25 protein-coding genes are annotated in these 22,931 nt (G+C 69.4%); 17 read left to right on the top strand and 8 right to left on the bottom strand.

All coding sequences use genetic code 11. From position 1 onward, the window contains the following. Window positions 1-13: 13 nt before the first annotated feature. The 5 genes from VGD32_RS04510 to VGD32_RS04490 all read left to right on the top strand — a co-directional run bounded on the left by VGD32_RS04510 (window position 14) and on the right by VGD32_RS04490 (window position 4,633). Entirely contained in the window at window positions 14-988 is a 975-nt protein-coding gene (locus VGD32_RS04510; protein WP_331030711.1) for an ABC transporter substrate-binding protein, read from the top strand. After that, window positions 981-1,775, top strand: coding sequence for an ABC transporter ATP-binding protein (locus VGD32_RS04505; protein ID WP_331030710.1), 795 nt, complete (start codon window positions 981-983; stop codon window positions 1,773-1,775). Before VGD32_RS04510 ends, VGD32_RS04505 begins: the two co-directional genes overlap by 8 nt. After that, entirely contained in the window at window positions 1,772-2,524 is a 753-nt protein-coding gene (locus VGD32_RS04500; protein ID WP_331030709.1) for an ABC transporter permease, read from the top strand. The genes VGD32_RS04505 and VGD32_RS04500 overlap by 4 nt, the downstream gene beginning before the upstream one ends. A gap of 79 nt (window positions 2,525-2,603) precedes the next feature. Next, the gene (locus VGD32_RS04495; RefSeq protein ID WP_331030708.1) at window positions 2,604-3,530 is read left to right on the top strand and encodes a hypothetical protein; all 927 of its coding nucleotides are present in this window, start codon (window positions 2,604-2,606) and stop codon (window positions 3,528-3,530) included. Then, the gene (locus VGD32_RS04490) at window positions 3,527-4,633 is read left to right on the top strand and encodes a DUF2336 domain-containing protein (protein ID WP_331030707.1); all 1,107 of its coding nucleotides are present in this window, start codon (window positions 3,527-3,529) and stop codon (window positions 4,631-4,633) included. Before VGD32_RS04495 ends, VGD32_RS04490 begins: the two co-directional genes overlap by 4 nt. Before the next feature lie 64 nt (window positions 4,634-4,697). Here the strand turns inward: VGD32_RS04490 and VGD32_RS04485 are convergent, their stop codons facing one another. The 5 genes from VGD32_RS04485 to VGD32_RS04465 all read right to left on the bottom strand — a co-directional run bounded on the left by VGD32_RS04485 (window position 4,698) and on the right by VGD32_RS04465 (window position 12,123). Then, complete coding sequence (locus VGD32_RS04485; RefSeq protein ID WP_331030706.1) at window positions 4,698-5,129, bottom strand: MucR family transcriptional regulator; 432 nt, start codon at window positions 5,127-5,129, stop codon at window positions 4,698-4,700. Between the two features lie 159 nt (window positions 5,130-5,288). Further along, complete coding sequence (locus tag VGD32_RS04480; RefSeq protein WP_331030705.1) at window positions 5,289-6,506, bottom strand: DUF2336 domain-containing protein; 1,218 nt, start codon at window positions 6,504-6,506, stop codon at window positions 5,289-5,291. Between the two features lie 58 nt (window positions 6,507-6,564). Next, the gene (locus VGD32_RS04475; protein WP_331030704.1) at window positions 6,565-7,437 is read right to left on the bottom strand and encodes a hypothetical protein; all 873 of its coding nucleotides are present in this window, start codon (window positions 7,435-7,437) and stop codon (window positions 6,565-6,567) included. Window positions 7,438-7,559: 122 nt separating this feature from the next. Continuing rightward, the gene (gene cysK / locus VGD32_RS04470) at window positions 7,560-8,546 is read right to left on the bottom strand and encodes a cysteine synthase A (RefSeq protein WP_331030703.1); all 987 of its coding nucleotides are present in this window, start codon (window positions 8,544-8,546) and stop codon (window positions 7,560-7,562) included. A 139-nt stretch (window positions 8,547-8,685) separates the two neighbouring features. Beyond that, window positions 8,686-12,123, bottom strand: coding sequence for a M10 family metallopeptidase C-terminal domain-containing protein (locus VGD32_RS04465; RefSeq protein ID WP_331030702.1), 3,438 nt, complete (start codon window positions 12,121-12,123; stop codon window positions 8,686-8,688). Between the two features lie 372 nt (window positions 12,124-12,495). Between VGD32_RS04465 and fliI the strand changes: the two genes are divergently transcribed. Genes fliI through VGD32_RS04450 form a run of 3 tightly spaced genes read left to right on the top strand, consistent with a single transcriptional unit; the run spans window position 12,496 to window position 15,353 of the window. Next, a complete protein-coding gene (gene fliI / locus VGD32_RS04460) occupies window positions 12,496-13,836 on the top strand; it encodes a flagellar protein export ATPase FliI (RefSeq protein ID WP_331030701.1) in 1,341 nt (446 codons plus the stop codon). A gap of 13 nt (window positions 13,837-13,849) precedes the next feature. Continuing rightward, a complete protein-coding gene (locus VGD32_RS04455) occupies window positions 13,850-14,260 on the top strand; it encodes a flagellar export protein FliJ (protein WP_331030700.1) in 411 nt (136 codons plus the stop codon). Continuing rightward, window positions 14,250-15,353, top strand: coding sequence for an endo-1,4-beta-xylanase (locus VGD32_RS04450; RefSeq protein WP_331030699.1), 1,104 nt, complete (start codon window positions 14,250-14,252; stop codon window positions 15,351-15,353). Before VGD32_RS04455 ends, VGD32_RS04450 begins: the two co-directional genes overlap by 11 nt. Before the next feature lie 6 nt (window positions 15,354-15,359). Here VGD32_RS04450 and VGD32_RS04445 read toward each other — a convergent pair whose 3' ends face one another. Continuing rightward, on the bottom strand, window positions 15,360-15,704 hold the full coding sequence (locus VGD32_RS04445; RefSeq protein ID WP_331030698.1) for a hypothetical protein: 345 nt from the start codon (window positions 15,702-15,704) through the stop codon (window positions 15,360-15,362). A 49-nt stretch (window positions 15,705-15,753) separates the two neighbouring features. Beyond that, a complete protein-coding gene (locus VGD32_RS04440) occupies window positions 15,754-16,515 on the bottom strand; it encodes a competence/damage-inducible protein A (protein ID WP_331030697.1) in 762 nt (253 codons plus the stop codon). A 109-nt stretch (window positions 16,516-16,624) separates the two neighbouring features. Here VGD32_RS04440 and map point away from each other — a divergent pair, with 109 nt between their 5' ends. From map to VGD32_RS04395, 9 genes are all read left to right on the top strand, one after another. Next, on the top strand, window positions 16,625-17,446 hold the full coding sequence (gene map / locus VGD32_RS04435; protein WP_331030696.1) for a type I methionyl aminopeptidase: 822 nt from the start codon (window positions 16,625-16,627) through the stop codon (window positions 17,444-17,446). A 65-nt stretch (window positions 17,447-17,511) separates the two neighbouring features. Beyond that, window positions 17,512-18,294 carry a RadC family protein gene (radC, locus tag VGD32_RS04430; RefSeq protein WP_331030695.1) on the top strand — a complete coding sequence of 261 codons (783 nt, stop codon included), beginning with the start codon at window positions 17,512-17,514 and terminating at the stop codon, window positions 18,292-18,294. A gap of 62 nt (window positions 18,295-18,356) precedes the next feature. Then, window positions 18,357-19,289, top strand: coding sequence for a N(4)-(beta-N-acetylglucosaminyl)-L-asparaginase (locus VGD32_RS04425; protein WP_331030694.1), 933 nt, complete (start codon window positions 18,357-18,359; stop codon window positions 19,287-19,289). Then, entirely contained in the window at window positions 19,286-19,804 is a 519-nt protein-coding gene (locus tag VGD32_RS04420) for a GNAT family N-acetyltransferase (RefSeq protein WP_331030693.1), read from the top strand. The genes VGD32_RS04425 and VGD32_RS04420 overlap by 4 nt, the downstream gene beginning before the upstream one ends. A 28-nt stretch (window positions 19,805-19,832) precedes the next feature. Next, entirely contained in the window at window positions 19,833-20,303 is a 471-nt protein-coding gene (locus VGD32_RS04415) for a hypothetical protein (RefSeq protein ID WP_331030692.1), read from the top strand. Between the two features lie 60 nt (window positions 20,304-20,363). Continuing rightward, complete coding sequence (locus VGD32_RS04410; RefSeq protein WP_331030691.1) at window positions 20,364-20,618, top strand: BolA family transcriptional regulator; 255 nt, start codon at window positions 20,364-20,366, stop codon at window positions 20,616-20,618. 3 nt (window positions 20,619-20,621) lie between these two features. After that, the gene (locus VGD32_RS04405; RefSeq protein ID WP_331030690.1) at window positions 20,622-21,542 is read left to right on the top strand and encodes an aldo/keto reductase; all 921 of its coding nucleotides are present in this window, start codon (window positions 20,622-20,624) and stop codon (window positions 21,540-21,542) included. Between the two features lie 83 nt (window positions 21,543-21,625). Then, a complete protein-coding gene (gene grxD / locus VGD32_RS04400) occupies window positions 21,626-21,982 on the top strand; it encodes a Grx4 family monothiol glutaredoxin (protein ID WP_331030689.1) in 357 nt (118 codons plus the stop codon). After that, complete coding sequence (locus tag VGD32_RS04395) at window positions 21,982-22,410, top strand: acyl-CoA thioesterase (protein ID WP_331030688.1); 429 nt, start codon at window positions 21,982-21,984, stop codon at window positions 22,408-22,410. Before grxD ends, VGD32_RS04395 begins: the two co-directional genes overlap by 1 nt. A 6-nt stretch (window positions 22,411-22,416) precedes the next feature. Here the strand turns inward: VGD32_RS04395 and VGD32_RS04390 are convergent, their stop codons facing one another. Continuing rightward, complete coding sequence (locus VGD32_RS04390; RefSeq protein WP_331030687.1) at window positions 22,417-22,803, bottom strand: hypothetical protein; 387 nt, start codon at window positions 22,801-22,803, stop codon at window positions 22,417-22,419. Window positions 22,804-22,931: the final 128 nt, after the last annotated feature.

Genomic DNA, 22,931 nt, shown 5'->3' with positions numbered 1-22,931 from the left:
CGGCGCCGGCGCCATGGCGGCGACGGGCGCGCTCGCCGCCTGCGGCCGCTCCGAGGCGCCGGTGGACGACGACGGCCGGGTGCGGCTTCGCTTCGCCACCGACTGGCGCGCCCAGGCCGAACACGGCGGCTTCTACCAGGCGCTGGCCTCCGGCGCCTACGAGAAGCGCGGCCTCAACGTGCAGATCATCCAGGGCGGGCCGGCCGTCAACGTGCCGCAGTTGCTCGCGTCGGGGGCCGTCGAGCTCGGCATGGGCTCCAACAGCTTCATCCCGATGAACCTGGTCGCCGAGGGCGCGCCAGTGAAGGCGGTCGCCGCCTTCTTCCAGAAGGACCCGCAGGTCCTGATCGCTCATCCCGACCCGTCCCTGAGCTCCATCGCCGATTTGCGCGACCGGCCCATCCTGCTCGCCGACGCCTCGATCAACGCCTTCTGGGTCTGGCTGAAGGCGAAATACGGCTTCACCGACGACCAGGTGCGCAAATACACCTTCAATCTGGCTCCGTTCCTGGCCGACGAGCGGGCGGTGCAACAGGGCTATCTGACCAGCGAGCCCTACACCATCGAGAAGGAGGCCGGCTTCACGCCCAAGGTCTTCCTGCTGGCCGACGAGGGCTATCCCTCCTACGCCACCATGGTGCTGGCCCCGAACGCGTTCGCCCGCGACAACGCCCGGGCCCTGCGCAGTTTCATCGCCGCCTCAGCTGAGGGTTGGCGCGACTACATCCAGGGCGACGGCAAGGCCGCCGACGCCCTGATCCGCCGCGACAATCCGGACATGACCCAGGACGTCCTCGATCAGGCCCGGGCCAAGCTGAAGGCCAACGGGATCGTCGACGGCGGCGACGCGGCCCTTTACGGGCTCGGCGCCATGACGCCGGAGCGCTGGCAGGCCTTCTTCGAGGTCACCTCGGCGGCCGGCGTCTATCCGACCAGCCTCGACTGGCGTCAGGCCTTCACGACCCAGTATCTGCCCGGCCGTGGCTGACGCCGGACCGGCGTTCGCGGCTGCGCTCCGGGACGTCGTCGTCCGCTATCCTGGCCGGGCGCCCCTCGGGCCCGTCGACCTGGGCGTCGCACCCGGCGAAATAGTGGCTGTGGTCGGCGCTTCGGGCGCTGGCAAGTCGACCCTCCTGCGGCTCCTGGCGGGACTCGAGGTTCCTTCCCGGGGCGCGGTGATCCGGGGCGCCGGCGGCGGTCGCACCGGCTTTGTTTTCCAGGCCGCCACCCTGATGCCCTGGGTCGACGTTCGGGCCAACGTCGCCCTGCCTCTCGAACTCGCCGGAGTTCCCCGGGCGGAGGCGCTGCAACGCGCCTCGGCGGGTCTGGCGGCGGTCGGCCTCGGCGACCGCCTGTCCGCCCGCCCCCGGCAGCTGTCGGGGGGCATGGCGATGCGCGCGTCGCTGGCCCGGGCCCTGGTCACGGAGCCGGATCTGCTGTTGCTCGATGAGCCGTTCGCCGCCCTCGACAGCGTCACCCGCCGCCGCCTCATCGAGGATTTGCACCATCTCTGGTCCGGACGCGCGCCCCGTCCGGCGGTCGTCTTCGTCACCCATGACGTCGAGGAGGCCGTCTATCTGGCCCAGCGCGTGGTCGTGCTGGACGCCGCAACCGGCCGGGTGGCGGTGGAGCTCCCCTCCCCGGGCAGCCTGCCCCGGCCCGCGGGCTGGCGAACCGACCTCGGCTATCGCGCGGCCGTCGAAGAGCTCGCCGACCAGCTGGCCCGCAGCATGACCCCGCCTCCCTTCCCGGCCGCCGAAGAGGAGGTTTCATGAGCCGCCTTCTTCCGCCGCTGCTGCTGACCGTGCTCCTGCTGGCCGCGTGGGAGATCGCCTGCCGCGCCCTGCAGACGCCTGTCTATCTGCTGCCGCCGCCAAGCGCCGTCGGTCTCGCCCTCGTCCAGCGTGCGCCCCTGCTACTCTCGTCCGCGGCGGCCACCTTCTGGATGGCCTTCCAGGCTCTGGTCGTCGCGTTCGCCCTCGGTGGAGGACTCGCTCTCGCTGTATCTCTCCACGAGACGGCCGAGCGGGCGGTCCGACCGCTCGCCGTCGCCCTGCAGGTCACGCCCGTGGTCGCCATCGCGCCGCTGGTGCTCATCTGGACCGGCCTTGACCATGCTGACCGGGCCGTCGTCGCCCTGGCCGCCGCCGTCGCCTTCTTCCCGCTGTTCTCAGGCGTGCTGACCGGCCTCAGGTCCGCCGATGCGGATCTGGAGCGGTTGTTCGATCTCTATGGCGCCTCGCCACTGCAGCGGCTGATCCGGTTGCGACTGCCGGCCGCGCTTCCGTTCGTTCTCGAGGGCCTGAGGGTCGCCGCCGGCTTGTCGATTATCGGGGCTGTCGTGGCCGAGTTCGTCTCTGGCTCGGGCGCGACGCAAGGGCTGGCCTGGCGGCTGCTTGAGGCAGGCAACCGCCTGCGCACGGCGGACATGCTCGCCGCCCTCTTCTGCCTGATGTTCATGGGTCTGGCGCTGCACGCCGTCGTCGGTGCGTTGGAGCGCGCCGTGCGCCGCCGGTTGGCCTGAACCGACGCCGCCCGTTAGCGGCGGGTTAAGTCCCGCACGGCTACCGTGGCGCTCCAGTTTCCGCGTCCGGAGCCCGCCCTTGCGTCGCGCCTCGACCCTCGCCGCCGCCGCCCTCGCCGCCTCCGGCGTGATGGCGCTCGCCGGCCCGGCCTCCGCCCAGTCGCCCGGCCAGCCCGCCCCGACCGCGGGCCAGGCGCAGGGTCTTCGCTACCTGTCGTGGCAGGGTCGCGGAGAGGCGATGCCCGCGGCCCGCGACACGGCGCAGCCTGAACCGCCCCGCGCCGATCTTCGCCGCCCAAGCCGCGTCATTCCCCATGGCGGCTTCGCGGCGTCCGGGCCGCCGGCGCCCCGCCGCCTGTCCGATGCGCCCGAACCCGCGCGCCGCACCCTGACCCCCGCCAACGCCTGGCTGCAGCCGCGGCCCGTCGCGCCTGAACCTGCGCCCGTTCCGGTCTCCGCGGCCGTCGCCCCCGACGCTCCGTCAGCGCCCCCGCCGCCGGCCGCCGGACCCGAATACCTGCCGGATCAGGGCCGGCGCGGCCAGCCGGCTCCCGCCGAAGCCGTCTATCCCGCTGCGGCCCCGCCTGCGGAAGGCTCGTCCGCCCCGGACCCCATGGCCCCGCGCCGCGACGCGCCTGTCTTCCGGATGCAGCAGGCGTCCCCGCCGCCACCCGCTGCTGCTGCTGCTGCTGCTGCACAAACGGCGCCGCCCGCCCTGTCTTCCGCCGAGGCGCCGCAGCCCGACCGGTTGACCCCGGCGACCGATCCCGACGCCGCTGCGCCGCGTCAGGGCGGGCGCTACTACTCCGTGCATCGCCAGAATGGACGTGAGCCGGACGCCCTGACCATGCCGGCGCCGACCGTCGTCGACGCGCTTGTCGTCAGCGGCATCGACACACTCGCCTCCCAGGATCTCGCAGAACCGGCGCAGGGCCCGACCCTCATCCGGGATCGCAACGGCTCGATCCGCCCCGCGCCGGCCGCCTCCGACGGGGACCACCAGTGAGCGAGGCGACCACCCTGTCCCGCCTGCCCGATCTGATCGCCCTTGCGGAGGAGGACTCCAGCGAGAAGCGCCGGACCCTGCTGCGGGAACTGACCGATCATTTCTTCGGCGGATCGCCGCGCTCCGCGACCGAGGACACCCTGTACGACGCCGTGCTGGTCAAGCTGGCGGACGACATGGAAACGGCCGTGCGGGCCGAATTGTCCGCCCGTTTCGCTAACGCGCCCGACGCGCCGCACACCCTGATCCGCCGCCTCGCCCATGACGAGGCCGCCGTCGCCGGCGCCGTTCTCGCCGCTTCGCCGGTCCTCACCGACGAGGACCTGCTGGGCGTGGTCCGTCGGCACGGTCAGGACCACCTGCGCGCCGTCTCGGCCAGACCCTCGGTGTCGGAAGCCGTCTCCGAGGTTATCGTCGAGCGCGGTGACGATGAAACCCTCGGGACCCTTCTGCGCAACGACGGCGCACGCCTGTCGCGCAAGGCTTCAGAGGCCGCCGTCGAGCGCGCCAAGGTCAATCCCGCCCTGCACGAGGCCACGGTCTCGCGCGCCACCCTGCCGCCCGACCTCCTCAACGACATGTATTTCGTGGTCGAGGCGAGGCTGCGGAGTCGGATTCTCGAACAGAACGCCAGTCTCGATCCCGCCTTGCTGGAAAGCGCGCTCGCCGCCGGCCGCGCCCGCATCGCCACCGACGACGGCGCCCTGCCCGCCGACTACGCCGAATGCTCGGCCTACGTCGAGGAACTGAAGGCCGCGGGGCAGCTCACACCCCAGATGCTGGCGCGCTTCCTGCGGTCCGGAGATCGCACGGGCGGCCGGACCGCCTTCCTGATCGCCCTGGCCCAGCTGGCCGACGTCGATTTCCACACCGCGCGCCAGATCGTCGAGCGGCGTGAGCTGGACGCGCTCGCCGTGGTCTGCAAGGCCGCCGATCTCGATCGGGCGCTGTTCCTGACCTATGCGGTGGTCCTGCTCAACGATGACGGCGACGCCATGGCCAAGGCGCATTCCTACGCCCGCATGTATGCCGAACTGACCCGCGAGGCTGCGCTCAGGACCCTGCGTTTCTGGCGCATGCGGCGCGGCGCCCAGGCCGCCTGACGGCAACAGCAAAACGGCCGCCCCGTCACCGGAGCGGCCGCTTCAGCCCATCGTTCTGGCCGGCTTATTTCTTGGCGCGTCCCGCGGCGCGGGCCGGTTTGCGGCCGCCTTGGCCCAGGCCCATCTGCTTGGCCAGGTCCGAACGCGCCTTGGCGTAGTTCGGCGCGACCATCGGATAGTCCTTCGGCAGACCCCACTTGGCCCGGTATTCCTCGGGGCTCATGTTGTATTTGGTGCGCAGGTGGCGCTTCAGCGACTTGAACTTGCGGCCGTCTTCCAGACAGATCAGGTAGTCCGGCGTGATCGACTTGCGGACCGGGACGGCGGGCTCCTTGGGCTCGGGCTCGGGTTCGACGGCCCCGCTCGAAACCTGCGACAGGGCGGCGTGAATGCTGGAAATCAGCCCCGGCACTTCATTGGCCTGAACGTTGTTGTTGCCCACATAGGCCGACACGATGTCGGCGGTCATCTCGAGCAGTTGCGAGTTGTCTTCCATACGCGCGGCCTCACCTTTTGATCTGGTTGTCTTGGCTGAACGTTCGCCGGCAGCCTGTGGCGCGCTCAATATAGACCAAGCCTGATTCACGCAATAGCGTATTCAGGGACGACAGCGCGGCCGATTATCAGACTAGCGACACTCTACTTGAGGCGCAGATCAGCGACCGAAGTTTTCCGCCAACGCCAGCATGGCCGCGCGTTCAGGCGCCGAATAGTCGTCCACGCCGTCTTCCTCGCCATCCCGGATGGCTCTCAATAGAGCCGGCGTCAGGGCCGAAGACAACGACCAGTTCCAGTAGCGCAGCACCGTCTGCGCCCGGTCGACGGCCAGCATGTCATAGGTGATCTGGACCCGCTCCCAGGTGCGATGCGGAGAGCCGTCGGCTTCGGTCTCGGGACGCCGCATCGACCGCCACAGGCCGGTCAGATCAGACTTGGCCAGGCCGGTCGCCTTGCACAGGATAGCCAGGGGCTCGCCGCCTGCGTCGCCCAGGATCTTGGCCCCGGTGATCGGTTTGACCCCGGACAGATAGGCGATTTCCGTCGCCACCTCGCGGGTCAGGCCGTGGCGGGCGGCCGCCTCGACAGCCTGTTCGAGACCGCCGTAGGGGCTCTTCTCTATCGCCGCCCGGTTTCTCTGCCGGCGCTCGATGAACTGCAGGGCCTTGCGCGACACCGGGTCCTGCCAATTCTCTTCGGCCGCCATCGCGAACACATCCTCCGCGACCTCCTGCATCACTTCGCGCGAGACGGCGAACCGTTGCAGGATGGTCCGGCGATCGTCCGGCTCGCACCACCAGAACATCACATACGCCCCGGACGGCCGCAGCTCGGGCCGCCTCAGCAGATGGGGGCACAATCCGCGCTCGGTGCGGCTGAGGCTGACCACACCCTCGACCGCGACCTGGCTCAGCCGGGCGGTCGTGTTCCTCAGGACGGCCTCGATGACTTGGCTCTCACCGAAGCTCATCAGGGTCTCGGTGACCACCTCCGACAGACCGCGCCGGTTGGCCATCAGGAACCGGTGCTCGACTCCCGCGTCCCGGGCGCAGGCGACGAGGTCGGCGTCCGACAGCGACGCACACTGTTCAATGAGCAGGCCCGCGATATCGGGTTCGTCCCGCAGCAGCATCCGCGCCAGCGCGTTGGGCAGTTCGGCCAGCGGGGCCAGCCGGGCCGCCACCCGTTTCCGGTCCTCGTGCGACGCCAGCCGCAGCATTTCGACCAGAAGATCGCCAGTCACGGCCCGTTCGAACGAGTTGATCCGGCTGGTCGGCAACGACACCACGTCGGCCAGACGCTTCAACAGCGCATGGCGCGCGCGGAAGCCGCCTTGCGGCGCGACCTCCTCTGGCGTGGGAGCGGACTCGGACATGTCGCCCGAAAGGCTAAGGCGCGCCGGTTAACCGCCTGTGACGGACATGCGCGCCGGCCTAGCTTCCGAGCGCTTCGAGCAACTCGGCCTCCGGGAGATTCGGATCGGCGAGAGGGTTGGCGCTCACCTGACCGTACCAGTCCTGCCGGACACGCGGCAGCGGGCGAGCGAACCGGATCCAGTCCACCTCAAGCACCATGTCGACCCGGGCGTCGACGTTCACGGTGCGGTTGATGGCTTCCGCATTCTCGGGCCCCGGTGGCACGTCGTCGCTGGTGGTGTAGGCGATGAGCCCCACCTGCATCACCGGATTGTTCTCCATCCGGTAAAACCGGTCGCGCACCTGCCAGAGCGTCTCGCCTTCCGGTCGAGCAAGCGCGATCAGCACCATTCCGACCCGCACCAGCCGGAGTTCGACCCAACCAGTTGGAAACGGTCGCAGCTTCAGCGATGAGTAGCTGTTGAATGTTGACTTCGTCTCGGTCATCGGCTCGCCCGCGACCTGGCCGACGCCGGTGGTGAGGAAGTGCCAGTTCTCGTATCTCGGGGCCCATCGTTCCGCAGTGGTCCGGCCCGGTACGCGCGCCATCAGCCCACCCAGCGACCAGGTGCCGCCCGGTATGTCGCTGTCGCGCCCCCGGACCCGGACCCGCGCTCTGACGTCGAAGTCTCCGGCCACGTCCCTGTACAGGAACGGGGCGTTCAGATCCCGCACCCAGGCCGAATGGTAGGGCTCGATGTGCAGGGCGCCCGGCGTGGTTTCGCCGACATCCAGCGCCTTGATCTTGTCGGGCCAGCCGAACACCTCGTCGAAACGCGTCCAGCCAGTCAGGGCGCCGCCGTTGAATTCGTCCGAGAGGGCGGTCAGGTCATCCTGCGCCAGAGCCGGCGTGGCGGCGAACAGACTCAGGCAAGCGATCAAGGCGCGCATGGCGGCTCCGGGGGTTGAAGCCTCAATCCGCCGCGTCCCGCCGGCCCTGTAAAGTTAAGCTTCCTTAAGCCGGGGCCTGGGCCCGGCCACACCTTCGAAATACGCTGGCAACAAACCCGTGCCTAAAGCCCTTCGAACAGCGCCGTCGACAGATAGCGCTCGGCGAAGCTGGGAATGATGGCCACGATCATCTTCCCCGCATTCTCGGGCAGGCCCCCCTGACGGAAGGCGGCGACCAGCGCGGCGCCCGAGCTGATGCCGACGGGAACGCCCTCCATGCGCGCGGCCTTGCGCGCCATGTCGAAGGCGTCCTCGTTACTGACCTGCTCCACCCCGTCGATGACCGAGCGGTCGACGTTGGCGGGAATGAAACCGGCGCCGATGCCCTGGATCTTGTGCGGCCCGGGTTCGCCGCCGGACAGCACCGGCGAGGCCGTCGGCTCAACCGCGATCATCCGCACCGATGGCTTGCGGGCCTTCAGCACCTGGCCGACGCCGGTGATGGTGCCGCCCGTGCCCACACCCGAGACGACGATGTCGACCTCGCCTGCCGTATCGTTCCAGATTTCTTCGGCGGTGGTGACCCGGTGGATGGCGGGGTTTGCGGGATTGTCGAACTGCGAGGGGCTGACGGCGCCCGGGGTCCGGTCGAGCAGATCCTGGGCCATGGCGATCGCCCCCTTCATGCCCTTTTCGGCGGGGGTCAGGACCAGTTCGGCGCCTAGCAGGGCCAGCATCTTGCGGCGTTCCATCGACATGCTTTCCGGCATGACCAGGATCAGCCGGTAGCCCTTGGCCGCCGCCACGAAGGCCAGGGCGATCCCGGTGTTGCCGCTGGTGGGTTCGATCAGCACCGAATGCGGCCCGATCCGGCCCGCCTGTTCCAGAGCGTCGATCATGGCCACCCCGATCCGGTCCTTCACCGAGCCGATCGGATTGAAGAACTCCAGCTTGGCCAACACCGTCGCCTTCGGCCGGTATTCGGCCGACAGCCGCGGCAGCCCGACGACCGGCGTGTCGCCGATGGTGTCGAGAATGGACGGATAGATCTTTCCGCGACCGGATTTCAGTTGGGCGGAAGCGTCATAGGCGGGGGCGGCGTCGGACATCGCTAGGTCTCTCGACGGAAGGGCGGAACGCTACAGATAGGCGTTTCGGCGCGTCCGCAAGGGCTGCGGTCGAAATGACGACGAGACGCCGGGACGATGTTGATCGCCCCGGCGTCGTCGCCAGCCGGACCGCGCCAGACTACATCCAGTCGTCCAGACCGTCGATATGCCGCAACAGGCCCGCCGGCTCCGCCACGAACGCGTCGTCCATGTCGAACAGGCTGAGCATCCGATCGGATGCCCCGCCCCACCGGCCCTGCGGGACCAGATCGGCCGACAGCCCGTCGTCGGGCAGGATCAGCGGTTCGTCGCCGCCCTTCACCATGATGAAGTCGTCGTCCGTCAGGCCCGGCAGTATCTGGGCGTCGTAGGACTTCGCCGACAGCGTGGGGGCTGCGGCCGGAGCGGGGGCCGGCGAGGCGGCGACCAGGTCGGACAGCAGGGCCGTCGTCCCGTCGCTGAACCGCACGCGCTCGACGCCGGTCAGAAGGTCGACGCCGTCCCGCGCCGCGACCGCGTCGGTGACGCGGAAAGCGCCGCCCGCCTCGGCCGTCACGGTGTAGTCGGCCCGAACCCCGGCCAGAAGAACCAGGTCCTGGCCGGCGCCGCCGTTCAGCGTGTCGTTTCCGCCGCCGCCGGTCAGGGTGTCCGACCCCGCGCCGCCGGTGATCACATTGGCCGAGGCGTTGCCGACTCCGGCGAAATTGCCGGACCCGGTGTAGAGCAGGTTCTCGACATTGGCCTTCAGGGTAAAGCCGCCCAGCGTGGTCTCGACGGTGTCAAGGCCCTCGCCGGCGTTCTCGACCACGGTGTCGCCAATGGCGCCCACGACATAGCGGTCATCTCCGGCGCCGCCGTACATCTCGTTGGCCGCGCCGCCCCCGCCGCTCAGAACGTCATCGCCGGCCAGGCCGATCAGGGTGTCGCGTCCGGCGCCGCCATCTAGCCGGTTGGCGACCGCGTCCCCGGCCAGCATGTCGTCGAAGGCGGAACCCACGACATTCTCGATGCTCGTCAGCAGGTCCTGGGAGCCGTCGCCGTCCGAGGTCGCCACGCCCCCGGCCAGCTTGACCGTGACCGCGGCCGCGGCGGCCGCGTAGCTGGCCGTGTCGCGCCCGACTCCGCCACGCAAACTGTCCGCGCCGCCCCGACCGATCAGGATGTCGTCTCCCGCTCCACCGGTCAGGACGTTGGCGAGCGCATTGCCGGTGCCGGTCGCTCCGCCGGCGGCGGTCAGGACCAGATTCTCGATGTTGGCGGCCCTGAGTTCATACGCGGCGAGGCTGGTCTCGACGGTGTCGGTCCCTTCGCCGGCGTACTCGATCAGAGTGTCGCCCATCACATCCACCAGGAAGCGGTCGTCGCCGAGGCCGCCGTACACGGTGTTCGCCTCGCCAAGGCCGCCGCCCAGCACGTCGGCGCCGGCGTTGCCCATCAGGGTGTCGCGTCCGGCCCCACCGAGCAGCACGTTGGCGGAGGCGTCGCCGAACAGGGTGTCGGCGAAGGCCGAGCCCGTGACGTTCTCAACGCCGTTCAGCACATCGACCGCGCCGGATCCGTCATTCAGAACCCGTCCGATCGACAGCCGGGCGCTGACGCCGGCCGCCGCCGAAGCGTAGTTTGCGGTATCCGAACCCGCTCCGCCGGTCAGCGTATCCGCACCGTCGCCGCCAGCCAGGGTGTCGTCACCGAGCCCGCCGTCGAGGACGTCCGTCCCCAGGCCGCCGGACAGGATGTTGGCGGCGTCGTTGCCGGTGAGAGCGTCGTTCCCGTCCCCGCCGGTCGCCCGTTCGATGGTCACGCCATTGGCGATGGTGAAGCCGGTCCAGGCGCCGAGGGCGTAGGACACCCGGCCGCCGCCGCCTTCCTCATACTGGAGCGTGGCCGCCCGCAGGTCGATCGTGGCGTTCCGCGAGCCGGCATAGCGAATCTCGTCGTCGCCGCCGCCGTCCCAGATAGCGCGGTAGTAGTGGCCGGCCCCGTTGACGTCGTCGATCGTGTAGACGTCGTCACCGGTCGCCCACTCCTCGTTGACGCCGTACTTGTCCTGCAGCAGCGCGATGTCCAGCGCGCCCAGAGTGCCCATCCAGCCGAAGTGGTCGGCCTGCATCTCGAGGCCGCCCGAGCTGGGGCCGCCGTGGCCGGCCGGGCGGCCGCCGACGCCGCCGGTCTCGTTCCAGCCGTCGTTGTACGACATGATCGTGTACATTTGCTGGCTCAGGCCGAAGTCGCCGTATTGGCCGCCGATCGCACCCTCGACCGGGTCCTCGCTGGGTCCGGCGCCGCTCATGACGGGGCCGCCGCCGCCGGTGTCATGCGGGTGCTTCATGCCGTGGCCGTGACCGAATTCGTGCAGCAGGGTCGGGAAGAAGAAGCCGCCGGGGCTGACGCCTTCCTCGGTCCAGCGGTAGTCGCCGGCGTTGATCTCCATCTGGCCTTCATTCTGTTCGCCGGGAGGGCTCATGCGGCCAAGCAGACTGGCGCCGGCGCCCGGCGTGCCCTGATAGATGATGATCTTGATGTCGGCATCCGCGCGGTTGTCGACCTCGACGTACTGCAGGTCGGTGACCTGTTCGTAGAGGTCCATGCTGGCGCGGAAGGCGTCGATCTCCCACTGGAGCATGTTGCGGGCCTGGAGGGAGGTTTCGAGCCCGGGATTGAGGGGATCGTCGCTCAGGAAGACGTCGCCCTGCTTGGCAAAATACACCTTCATCACGTTCTTGCCGACGATGCCGTATTCGGTGTTCGTGATCGGCGTCCCGCCGTCGGCGACGCCATTGTCCGTGCGCGTGCCATTGTCGCCGTCAGGGTTACGGACGGTGTGGTCCCAGGTGCTGCCCCAGTCCAGCGAGTCGAGCAGGGGGTTGGGCGCCTGGCCGGCGGCCGAATAGAAGCGCGGCAGGGGGGCTTCCGAAGCCGCCACGGCCTGGACGGTCAGGGTGTAGTCGCCAACGTGGTCGCCGTCCGTCCCATTCGTCCCGTCCTGGTCGAAACTGCGGGCGTTGATGTAGTAGGTGCCCGTGGTCGTCGCAGTGAAGAACAGCTTGGCGTCCAGGCCCGAGGGCGTGGTGTTGCTGCCGCCGTCCGCTGAGGCCAACAGGGTCGTGCCATCCGCGCCGTAGAGCTCGATGAAGGCGTCGGCCAGCGGAACGCCGCTCAACAGGGTTCCGTCGCCCGTGGCGGTGCCGCCGACATGCAGCAGCTGGGAGATCGCATAGGTCTGGCCCGCGACCAAGGTGACGGAGAAGAAGTCCTGGTCGTTGAAGTCCTCGATCACACCATAGGTCGTCGAGCCGACGGTGATGGCCTGGGCCGCGCCGGCGCTGTCGCCGCCGACAGTGTCCAGCAGCAGGGGATTGGTCACCGTGTCCACCCCGACGGTTCGAACCCGGTCGCCGACCCCGTCGCGGAAGAAGTCCGTCCAGCCCTTGCCGCAACCGCAGCCGCAACTCAGGCTCCACGACGCCACAGCGGTCTCGCCCTCGCGATTGTCGTTGGCCGCGAAGGCAAGGGGCGCGGGAGACGCGCTGTGCAGCGCCGCGGACAGATCGAGTTCGGCGAAGGCCAGCGGAGACACGAGACGCGTGTCGGACACAGCCGCGCGAGCGGCTCCGGAAGAAGCAGCCATGGGAACAACCCTCCTGATGCGAGCGACGGCCCCGCGCCAGTCGCGGGCCTCGCCCCTGATGGTCTCAACGACCGGCGTTCCAGGTTTCATCCCGGACGGGCCGATTGAGCGTGAGACGTCCGGGGAGACGGACGCACGCCGGGGCTCCCGATCGCCGCCCCTCCCAGGCGGTTGGTCGATCAGTGTGATCCGGCGGCCAGATTAACTTGAAGCGTGAAGCTTGGTTCCAGCGAACCACGCCCGCGCCCTCCGCAAGCCGATTTTCACCCCCCGTTAACCACGATGGCGCATCCCTGAACGCCTGTTCCCGGGGCTTTCCGCTTGCGCAATCTCGCCGCCGCCGTCGAAGCGATCGATCCGCTGGTCGTGACCGGCAAGGTCGCCGGCGTAAACGGCCTGCTGATCGAATCCAGGGGCGGCCTCTCCCGCCTCGCCGTCGGCGCCCGCGCCGAGATCGATCGTCGGCATCTCTCGCCCCTCCCGGCCGAAGTGGTCGGCTTCCGCGACGCGAAGGCCTTGCTGATGCCGTTCGGCCCGGTCGAAGGAGTCGCCCCCGGCGCGGACATCCGCATCATCGCCGCCGCCGCCGCCGTGCGTCCCACCACGGCCTGGCTCGGTCGGATCATCGACGCGTTCGGCAATCCGATTGACGGCAAGGGCCCGCTGCCGACCGGACCCGCCGCCTATCCCCTGCGTGCGCCGCCGCCGCCGGCCCATTCGCGCGGGCGGGTCGGCGAGCGACTGGATCTCGGCGTGCGCGCCATGGACGTCTTCACCACCACCTGCCGCGGCCAGCGCCTCGGCATCTTCGCCGGCTCCGGCGTCGGCAAGTCTGTGTTGCTTTCCATGCTTGCCCGTCAGGCCAGTTGCGACGCCGTCGTCGTCGGTCTGATCGGCGAACGGGGCCGTGAGGTTCGCGAATTCATTGAGGAAACTCTCGGTGAAGAAGGCCTGAAGCGCGCCATCGTCGTCGTCGCCACCTCCGACGAACCGGCCCTGAAGCGCCGTCAGGCCGCCTACATGACCATGGCCTGCGCGGAGTTCCTTCGCGACCAGGATCTCGAGGTTCTGTGTCTGATGGACTCGGTCACCCGATTCGCCATGGCCCAACGCGAGATCGGCCTCGCCGCGGGCGAGCCGCCGACGACCAAGGGCTATACGCCGACGGTCTTCACCGAGTTGCCCAAGTTGCTGGAGCGGGCCGGGCCCGGTCCGATCCGTCCCGACGGCACCACCGCCGGACCGATCACCGCCCTCTTCACCGTCCTGGTCGACGGCGGCGATCACGACGAGCCCATTGCCGACGCCGTCCGGGGCATCCTCGATGGTCACATCGTCATGGACCGCAGGATCGCCGAACGCGGCCGCTTCCCCGCCATCGACGTGCTCAAGTCGGTCAGCCGCACCCTGCCCGGCTGCCAGACTCCGCCCGAGCGCGAGCTGAACCGGCGGGCCCGCCAGTGCCTGTCGGCCTACGCCAACATGGAAGAGCTGATCCGGATCGGAGCCTACCGCACCGGCGCCGATCCGATCGTCGACCGCGCCATCGCCCTGAATCCTGCGCTTGAGGCCTTCCTCGGACAGGATCACCATGACGTGACGCGGCTGACCGATTCCTTTGACCGTCTGGAAACCATTCTGAACCAGGGAATGGTGCAGTGACCGGAGACGCAGCATGACCGCCTGGGCCCAATCCCTGATCCGCATCTCCAGCTACGAGGTCGAGACGCTGCAGAAGCGCCTCGCCGAGATCACCGCCCGCCGGGCCTCCGCCGAGATGCGGGTCGCCGTGCTGGAGGCCGAGGCCGAGATCGAACAGGGACGCGCCCGCGAGGACGCCGAGGCCGCCCTGCTTCTGCAGGCCTATCTGAACGGCTGGAAACTGCGCAAGTCCGCCGCCGAGGCGGACGTGGTCGAGATCGGCGCTGAGGAGGAAGGGGCCCGTGACGCTCTCAGCGGCGCCTTCGAGGAGCTCAAGAAGTTCGAGCACGTCGCCGAGACCACCCGGCTCAACCGCCTGATCGCCGCCGGCAAGCGCGAGACCGCCGCCTTCGACGAACTGGGCCTGAGGCGCCGTGCGGGCTGACCCGCCCCACCTCAATCGCCGCGCCCTCCTCGCTGCGCCCATAGCGCTGGCCGCCTGCGACCGCTTCGCGACCGCCCAGCCTTCCGTCGGCGCCGCAGCCCCGCCCCTGAAAGCCCTCGCGCCCTTCCCGTTCGGCGCCGCCGCCATGACCTGGCAGCTCGAACAGCCCGGATGGGTCGCGCAGGTTCTGCGCCACTGCTCCCAGCTGACACCCGAGTGGGAGCAGAAGATGGAGCGCACGCTCGGCGCCGGCTTCACCCATGACTTCTCCGCCTCGGACCGGGTCGTGGCCTTCGCCGGCGACAACGGCCTGCGCGTCCACGGCCACACCCTGATCTGGTACTCGCAGGGCGCCGAGGTCTTCGACGACCGGACGGTCCCCCGCAACCGCTTCGCCGCCGAGTACGACCGCTACATCTCCGCCTTCGTCGCCCGGTATCGCGGACAGATGGCCGGCTGGGACGTGGTCAACGAGCCGGTGGCCGAAGACGGCGACGGTCTGCGCGATTGCCACTGGAGCCGGGCCCTGGGAACGGAGGGCTACATGGTCCGCGCGTTCGAGCAGGCCAAGGCCGCCGACCCGGACGCGGTCCTGTTCCTCAACGAATACAATCTCGAGAACATACCGGCCAAAGGTGCGACCTTCCTGCGGCTCGTCGAGCGCCTGCTCAATCTGGGCGCTCCGATCGGCGGGATCGGAACCCAGTCGCACCTGAACATCGAGATTCCCTCCGGCCGGATCAGCGCCTTCATGCGCGACGCCGCCTCGCTGGGCCTGCCCATCCACGTCTCCGAGCTCGATTTCCCGCTGCGGCGCGACGGCGGCGTTCGGCCGGACCTGCGTTCCACCCCCGAGCGCCGCGCCCAGCAGGTCGCCCGCGTCGGCGAACTGGCCGAAGCCTTCATGGGCCTGCCCGAACGCCAGCGCTACGCCTTCACCACCTGGGGTCTGCGCGATGTGGACAGCTGGCTGGTCCGAGAGGAAGGCAAGAACCGCTCTGACGAAAGCCCGCTGCTGCTCGACGCGGCCGGACGGCCCAACCCGGCGTTCCACGCTCTCGCCGACGCCTTCACCGGCCGGGCGGGCGGCTGATCGGGTCTAGAGCCGCGCCAACTCCCGGTCCTTGCCGGCCCTGAAGATCTGGACGGCGCCGGTCAGGAACATCCCCGCCCCTCCGAGCGCCGCGGCGTAGGTGTAGACCAGAAAGCCGCCCTCGATCATCAGCCAGAGGGACGCCGCGGTCCCGATCGCGAAGATCAGCAGACCGAACATCAGGTTGGTGAAACCCCGCTTGCGGTCCCGGCTGCGGATCCGGTTGTGAACGCGCATGACGGCGTCCTCGGCGGCCTTCGGCTCGCAACCCTCGATGATCAGCTGATCCATCAGCGCCTGCACGTCCATGCCGCGCCGGTAGCGTACCATCGCCTCGAAATTCGCGTCCATGAAAGCCCCCTCGCCGACCACCCACACAAGCGCAGGTCCGCGCTCCGGTCTATGGGGCCTGGACGGTGACCGCCTCGATCCCGGCCATCTCCAGCTCAGCCAGCAGGGCGACCACGGCCTCGTCGACCGCCTCTAGGTCGCGCCCGCGCACCACCAGATTGGTTCCGATCTCGCCCACCGTCCCGGCCCCGAACGGGTAGCTGCCGAAGCTGAGGTCGCGGTTCGCGCGCGCCGCCGCCGTCAGGATATCGGCGACCGCGCCCTCCCCGACGCCCGACACCCGCACCGTGCGCGCGTGCACCACCGCGCCCCGCCTCAACCGCGGCGCGACGTCCTCCAGCATGGCCGTCATGATCTTCGGCACGCCTGCCATGACGAAGACATTGCCGATCTGGAACCCCGGCGCGTCCGTGACGGGGTTGGCGATCAGCGTCCCGCCCTCCGGGATTCGCGCCATCCGCCGCCGCGGGGCGTTGAACTCCGCGCCATAGCGCCGCTCAAGGATGGCCAGGGCTTCCGGATGTTCCGGCAGGGCTGCCCCGAACGCCGTCGCCACGGCGTCCGCCGTGATGTCGTCATGGGTCGGCCCGATGCCCCCGGTGGTGAAGACATAGTCATGACCGGCCCTCAGGGCGTTCAGCGACTCGACGATCTGCTCCTTTCGGTCGCCGATCGTCCGCGCCTCAAGCAGCTCGATCCCCAGCGCCGCCAGGAACCGGGCGATGGTGTTCAGGTTGGTGTCCTGCGTCCGGCCGGACAGTACTTCGTCGCCGATGATCAGCACGGCGGCGGTCGGCGGCGATTCGGTCATGGGTCTACGCTAGGCTGTCTGAGACGCTCCGTCATCGTAACGCCTTGAGCTTGTGTGCTATGATCGCCATCTGAACGCGCCGACCGAGACGCCCCGAAAGCCCCGCCTGATGTACGAGACCCCGGAACTGGACGACGACGCCTTCGTCCGCACCCATGAAATCCGCGTCCACGACGCCGAAGCCTTCGAGGGAATGCGCAAGGCCGGTCGCCTGGTCGCAGAGGCGCTCGACATGATCACGCCGTTTGTCGTTCCCGGCGTGACCACCGGCGAACTCGACGACCGCATTCGCGAATTCACCCTCGATCACGGCGCCCTGCCGGCCTGCCTCGGCTACAAGGGCTATGAGAAGACCATCTGCACCTCGATCAACCATGTCGTCTGCCATGGCATTCCCGGCGACAAGGTCTTGAAGGATGGCGACATCGTCAACGTCGACCACACCGTCATCGTGGATGGCTGGCACGGCGACTCCAGCCGCATGTTTGCGGTCGGCCAGATCAACGCGCGCGCCAAAAAGCTGATCGACGTCACCTATGACGCGCTGGAGGCCGGCCTCGCCGTCATCAAGCCCGGCGCGACCTTCGGCGACATCGGCTACGCCATCCAGCAGGTCGTCGAGGCGAACCGCATGTCGGTCGTGCGCGACTTCTGCGGCCACGGCATCGGCCGACTGTTCCACGACAGCCCGAACGTCCTGCACTACGGCCGCCGCGGCGAGGGCGCCACGCTCCGCACCGGCATGTTCTTCACCGTCGAGCCGATGGTGAATCTGGGCAAGCCGCACGTGAAGGTGCTGTCCGACGGCTGGACGGCCGTCACGCGGGACAAGTCCCTGTCGGCCCAGTGCGAACACACCATCGGCGTGACCGAGGACGGCGTCGAGATCTTCAGCGCCAGTCCGGCGGGGCTGTTCCGCCCCAAACTCTAGCGTCTCGCACCGCTGGACGTTCCTCTTACGTTCTGACATGGTCCGGCGCTGAGCTGGAGGTCGCCATGTCCGCCGTGCTGCCCTTTCCTGTTCCCCTGTCACAGCGCGTCGCGCCCCCGAAGCCGATCGCCCGCACCGGAGCCGGGGTCGAGACGGGGCTGTCCGGCCATCGGGCGCGTCTCCGCAACCGCGCCCGCGGCGCCGGCCTGCATCACCTCCCGGACTACGAACTGCTCGAACTCTTCCTGTTCCGCAGCCAGCCGCAGGGCGACGTCAAACCGATCGCCAAGGCCCTGCTGGCCCGCTTCGGCTCGCTGGCGGCGGTGCTGGCCGCTTCGGTCGAGGATCTGATGACCGTCAGGACAGCGGACACGCGCGGGCGGACCAGGGGTATCGGGGCCGAAACCGCCCTCGACCTCGCCGCCCTGCATGAGGTCGCCCGCCGCGTGACCCGCGAGGAGGCCGGCAAGCGCACCGTCATCTCCTCCTGGACTGCCCTGCTGGCCTACGTCCGCCTCTCGCTCCAGCATGAGCCGCGCGAGCAGTTCCGCGTCCTCTACCTCGACAACCGCAACCAGCTGATCCTCGACGAAATCCAGAATCGCGGCACCGTGGACCACGCCCCGGTCTATCCGCGCGAGGTGGTGCGCCGGGCGCTGGAGCTGTCGGCGAAGTCGATGATCATCGTCCACAACCATCCGTCCGGCGATCCCACGCCGTCCCGACCCGACATCGAGATGACCCGCCAGGTCATCGAGGCCGCCCGGGCGCTCGATCTCTCGGTGCACGATCACCTGATCGTCGGCCGCGACGGCGTCGCCAGCTTCAAGCAACTGGGGCTGATGTGAGCGGGCCTTCGCGCCGGGCCGTCCTGGGCGCCGCCCCTGCCGCCGCCCTCGCCGGAGCCGCGGTGGCGCAAGACGCTGTCCCGGCCGTCATGGTCTCGACCTGGGACTTCGGCGCCGCCGCCAACGCGGCGGGGATGGCCGTGCGGGCCGCGGGCGGCTCGGCTCTCGACATGGTCGAGGCCGGCGGCCGGGTGGCGGAAGCGGACGAGAGCAATTCCTCCGTCGGGCTGGGCGGCCTGCCCGACCGCGACGGACGGGTCACCCTCGACGCCTGCGTCATGACCTGGGCCGGCGACATCGGCGCCGTCTGTGCGCTGGAAGACGTGGTCCACGCCGTCTCCGTGGCCCGGCGGGTGATGGAGAAGACGCCTCACACCATGCTGGTCGGCGAGGGCGCCCGGCGCTTCGCCGTCGACCAGGGCTTCGACACCCGCAACCTGCTGACCCCGCGGGCCGAGGCGGCGTGGCGCGAGTGGCTGAAGACCGCCGACTACGCCCCGCGTCCCAACAGCGAGAACGCCGACTGGCGCTCGACGCCCGGCGGCCCGGGCAACCACGACACCATCGGCCTGCTCGCCATCGACGCCGCCAATCATATGGCCGGCGCCTGCACCACCTCGGGCATGGCTTTCAAGTTGCGCGGCCGGGTCGGCGACAGCCCGATCATCGGGGCCGGCCTCTATGTCGATGACGAGGTCGGCGGGGCCACCGCCACGGGCGTGGGCGAGGACGTCCTCCGTGTCGCCGGCTCGCACGCGGTGGTCGAGGCCATGCGCGCCGGTCTGGATCCGGCCGCCGCCTGCCGCCGGGTGATCGAGCGGCTGGCCCGGCTGCGCGGGGCAAAGGTCGCCAACTCCCAGGTCGCCCTGCTGGCGCTCGACAAACAGGGCCGCGCCGGAGGCTTCGCGCTTCAGCCCGGCTTCACCTACGCCGTCACCGGCGCGGACGGCCAGACCCGTATCGAACGCGCCGGAGCCCTGTTCGCCTCCTCATGACCAGCACCCTGATCACCGAACGCCTGACCCTGACCCCGGTCGCCGTCTCCGACTACGACGACCTGCGCGCCCTGTGGGCCGACCGGGCCTTCATCCGCCACATCTTCCCCGAACCCCTGACCGGCGAGGACGTCTGGTTCCGCCTGCTGCGGGACATCGGTCACTGGGAGGCGCTGGGCCACGGCAATTGGACCATCCGCCTCAAGGACACCGGCGAGCACGTGGGCAGCGTCGGCGTGCTGGACTTCCACCGCGTCCTCGAGCCCGCCTTCGACGCGCCCGAACTCGGCTGGGGCGTCCACCCCCGCTTCCAGGGCCGGGGTCTGGCCTTCGAGGCCCTGTCCGCCGCCCTGGCCTGGTGCGACGATGCCCTCAACGCGCCGCGCACAGTCTGCATGATCTCGCCCGACAACGGCCCCTCGATCGCCTTGGCGCGTCGGGCCGGCTACACGCCGTACGTGGAGACGACCTACAAGGGCGAGGCCGTGACCCTGTTCGAGCGCACCGCCGCCTGAACCGCCGGTTACCCAGAGGAGGCGAGCGATGACCGCACCCGACTACGACGCCTGGTTCCGGTCCTATGCCGACGCCTACACCCGCTCGCTGAAGGGGGACGTGGAGGTGGATCTCATCCGGAGCTTCTTCGCCGAAACCGTGCTGGCCCTCGGCGTGGACGGCTCGCTCAATGCGGCCGCCACGGGCGATCAGGCGTTCGGCGACATGCTGATCGGGATGTACGGCTTCTACAAAGCCATGGGTACGCGCCGGATGACGGTGGACCGGGTCGACGTTTCGCCGCTGTACCAGAACCACGACCGGGTCCAGGTCTTCTACCGGGCCGACTTTCTCAAGCCGGACGGAAGCGCCGTCACCATCCCGTTCGACCTCGTCTACCTGGTCCAGCGGCGCGACAGCGGTCCAGCCATCTTCGCCTTCATCAGCGCCGACGAGATGGCGCTCTACCGCCGCCACGGGCTCGTCGGCGACGACGGCCAGTCCCCAGCGGGCCCGTAGCCAGCCATTAAGGTTTACGCGGCATTCTGGCCGGTGAAATCGAGAGAGACCGCCCGCCCCATGCCCATGCCCGTCGAAGAGCTTCGCGGCTGCCTGACCGAAGCCTTTCCTGACGCCGAGATCGTCATCGACGATCTGGCTGGCGACGGCGACCATTATCGCGCCCGCATTGTCTCTCCGGCTTTCGCCGGCCTGCCGCGCGTGCGCCAGCACCAGCTCGTCTATGCGGCGTTGAAGGGCAAGATGGGCGGCGAACTGCACGCGCTGGCGCTCGAGACTTCGGCCCCGGCCAATCCCTCCCCGGCAGGAGACTGAACCATGCGCTACCGTCCCTTTGGACAGGCGGGTCAGGCGGTGTCGGCGCTGACGCTGAGCCTCGGCCCCCGCGACATCGCCCAAGGCCCCGAGGCCGGCCGCGAACTGATCTATTCGGCGCTGGAGGCCGGCATCAACAGCTATCGGCTCGAAACGGCCGATCCCGTGCTGGCCGAGATTCTCGGTCAGGCCCTGAAGCACGTCGACCGCAAGCTGGTCCAGGTCGCCCTGACCCTCGGGGCCGGCGATGGCCGCCGCGGATCGGATCGCGACTTCTCGGCCGAGGGCATCACCTCGGCCATCGACCGGGCCCTCGGCATCTCCGGTCTCGGCTGGTTCGACCTGGCGGTCCTCGACGAGCCCGCCGAACACGAACTGCCGCAGTCGACGCTCGGCGCCCTCAAGGCCTTGCGCGCCACCGGACGGGTTCGTCTGCTGGGCATCTCCGGCGAGGGCGAGGTGATGGATACCTACGTCTCGACCGGCGCCTTCGACGTCCTGACCACGCCGTTCCACGTCAACTCGCCGTGGCAGATCCGCTCACGCCTGCGCGCCGCCCGCGAGGCGGACATGGCCATCTTCGTCTACGACTACTTCCCCGAAAGCCTCGACACCGCGAAGAAGGCGGCGGCCGTGCACCAGCCGAAGAAGAGCTTCTTCGGCTTCGGCGGCGGCTCCAGGCCGAAGGAGGGGCCGCTGGCCCATGCCGGCACCTTCGCCTTCCTGCACCGGACCAACAACTGGCCGGCCGAGGCGATCTGTCTGGCCTACGCCCTGACGGACCCCGCCGTGTCCAGCGTCCTGATCCGCGCCAGCGACCTCGAGCGGCTGAACATGCTGGCCATGGTGCCCGACCGCGACATGCCGCCAGGCCTCGCCGCCCAGATCGAGATGGCCCGGGTCGCGGGCGCCAAGGCGGCCTGACCGGTCGCCCTGAGACCTTTCGGCGCCTTGACCCCGCCCTCCCGGGCGCCTAGCTGACGGCCTTCACCGAAAGGCCAGTTCCAGTGACCGATCAAGCCGTCGCCAATCCCGTCCAGACCTTCATCGCCGATACGGTGAAACAGCATGACGTCGTGCTGTTCATGAAGGGCACGCCGGACGCGCCGCGCTGTGGCTTCTCCTCGCTGGCGGTTCAGATCCTCGATCACGTCGGCGCGCCCTTCGTCGGCGTGGACGTGCTGCAGGACGAGGCCCTGCGCGACGGCATCAAGATCTTCAGCGACTGGCCGACCATCCCCCAGCTCTACGTCAAGGGCGAGTTCGTCGGCGGTTCCGACATTGTCCGCGAGATGTTCAACGCCGGCGAGCTTCAGACCCTGTTGACCGACAAGGGTGTGTCCCTCGGCGACGCCGACGCCTGATGGCCAAGGCCCAGCTCGAGCCCCGGGCCGACCGCGAAATCTTCGTCGTCCCCCTCGAGGTCAGGCCCGAGCACATCGACGACAACGGCCACGTCAACAATGTCGTCTATGTCGGCTGGCTGCAGGACGCCGGCACGGCGCACTGGAACGCCCGCTTCGACGCCGAAACCCGCGCCCGCTGGTCCTGGGTCGCGGTGCGGCATGAGATCGATTATTTCCGCCCCCTTCTCCCCGACGCCACGGGCGTGAAAGCCCGCACCTGGGTCGGCGATCCCCAAGGCCCGCGCTTCAACCGTTATGTCCGCATCGAGGACGCAGAAGGGCGGCTGTGCGCCCAGGGCGTCTCGGAATGGGTGCTGGTCGACGCCGCCACGATGCGCCCGCACCGCATTCCGTCCGATATGCTTCCGGCCTTCGAGGTCCGCTGAGCGGCCTCAGCCCTGCGGCAGCTGGTAGGGATTCTCGACCGAGACGCGGCTGCCCGGCGCCAGTCCCATTTCCTGGAACGTCCAGCGCATCTCCACGCCTTCGGCGCGTGGCTGCAGGCAGCGATCTTCCTTGATCCGGCGCAGGGTGATCACCGAGGCGTCGCCGGTGCGGCGGATCACCGGCGTCAGATCGGACTTCTGCGTGCAGCCGTTCGAGCTGACCCAGAACACCGCCTGGTCCTGAACGATGGCGGCGGCGTGGACGGGCTCGATCTGCCCCGGAGCCTCCGCGGTTTCGATCGGGGCGTCCGGCATGAACCGCTCCACCAGCGCGCACCCCGGCAGGGCGGCGGCCAGCATGGCGGTCCCGGCCAGCGTGACGATCCGTTTCATTCCCGGCCTCCCGCGCCGAAATCCTGAACCCGTCCAGTGTGCGCCTGTTCGCCCGCGAGGGGAACCCGTCGCAGGCGATGCGAAAAGGGCCCCGGATCGCTCCGGGGCCCTCATTTCGCGTCGTGGTC

Origin of the sequence: Brevundimonas sp., from assembly GCF_036402095.1 — a bacterium.
In the GTDB taxonomy this organism is placed as follows: domain Bacteria; phylum Pseudomonadota; class Alphaproteobacteria; order Caulobacterales; family Caulobacteraceae; genus Brevundimonas.
Note: the sequence above shows the minus strand (reverse complement) of the source record. Positions and strands in the feature narration are given on the sequence as shown.